Here is a 1,293-nt window from a genome sequence, read left to right on the forward strand (position 1 = left end):
CTTCATCAAAAGCATAAAATGGCGAGGGACGGTAGCGTTGTAGGGCAAAGATAAAGCTAAGGGCTGTGAGGGATTTTTCTCCTCCTGACATAGATGCTAGCCGCCGCACCGGTTTACCTTTGGGGTGTGCCACCAGGTTTAGTCCACCGCTAAAGGGGTCCTCTGGATCATCGAGTTGTAAATAACCATCCCCATCGGACAGTTCAGCAAAGATGGCTTGGAAATTTTCATTGACGGCATCAAAGGCTTCTTTGAAAGCACGGTATCTCAAGGTGGTAAAGTTTTCTATCCTTAGCAACAGTTCAGTACGTTCACCAGCTATGGTTTCGAGTTTCTCAGACAGTTCTTGGAGGCGAGCTTGAGTTCGGTCATATTCTTCTAAGGCCAGCATATTCACGGGTTCCATAGCCTGTAGACGTTTCTGTCCGTTGCGCAGTTCCTTTTGTAGTTGTTCTAGTTGAGCAGCTAGGGAGTCAAGGGCAATTCCCTCTGAGCTTTTTTTATCACTAGAGGGGGAATTTTTTTTTGACAATTGGAGGTATTTCTGGTATTGGGTCTGGTAATTCAGCAGCTTGGTCTTGGAGTTGAGTTTGGAGACTAGCAAGTTTTTCTGCTCTAGCAGACTGGGTTTCTTGAAGTTTTTGCTGTTGCCAAGAGGTTTCTTGGTGTTGTTGGCGCAGTTTTTGTAGGTGTTGCTCGGTGCGATCGCGTTTTTGTTTTTCTTGCCCTAATTTTTCCTCTAACTGCCTTAAGGCAACGGTCGTTTCGGTAATTTGCTTGGTGAGTGTTTCTAACTGAGTGTTAATTGCTGATTGCTGCTGTTGCCAAGATTCGATTTGGGTTTGATAGTCTGCTATTTTGCGGTGGCCTTCGGTCAGTTGATCCCTCAGGCGCTGTTGCTGATTCTCCTTCTGTTGTAGCTGTTTCTCGGTATTTCTCAAGGCTTGTTCACACTCGCGCCACTGAGCTTCTTGGGTTTTAATGATGTTCTGAATCTGTTGCCACTCGTTATGAGTTTGAGACTCCTCCAGTTGAGCCAGTTGTTGCCGTAAGTCGGCAAGTTGGGATTCTTGTTGGGGTAACTCTATCGCTATGGTCTCTAGCCGTTGAGTAGCGGCGGAGAGTTCTTGGTTGTTTTTAGCCAGAAGCGTACGCATTTGGCCTTGATTGGTCTGAGATTGCTCAATCTCCCTTTGTAACTGTTCCAAACGTAATTTGGTTTCCGAGTGTTTTGCCCTAGTTTCTGTCAATTCCTGGGTAATTTGTTTGACCGAGGCAGATTCGGTAGTAATA

Annotated in this window: 2 pseudogenes; both read right to left on the reverse strand. The window is 45.9% G+C overall.

The features are described 5' to 3' along the window. Positions 1-532 (reverse strand): annotated as a pseudogene (locus tag F6K49_RS49945) (chromosome segregation protein SMC); the annotation flags it as partial. Then, positions 507-1,293, reverse strand: a pseudogene (locus F6K49_RS49950) (chromosome segregation protein SMC); the annotation flags it as partial. The pseudogenes F6K49_RS49945 and F6K49_RS49950, both read right to left, overlap by 26 nt.

The organism is Moorena sp. SIO3I6, from assembly GCF_010672095.1.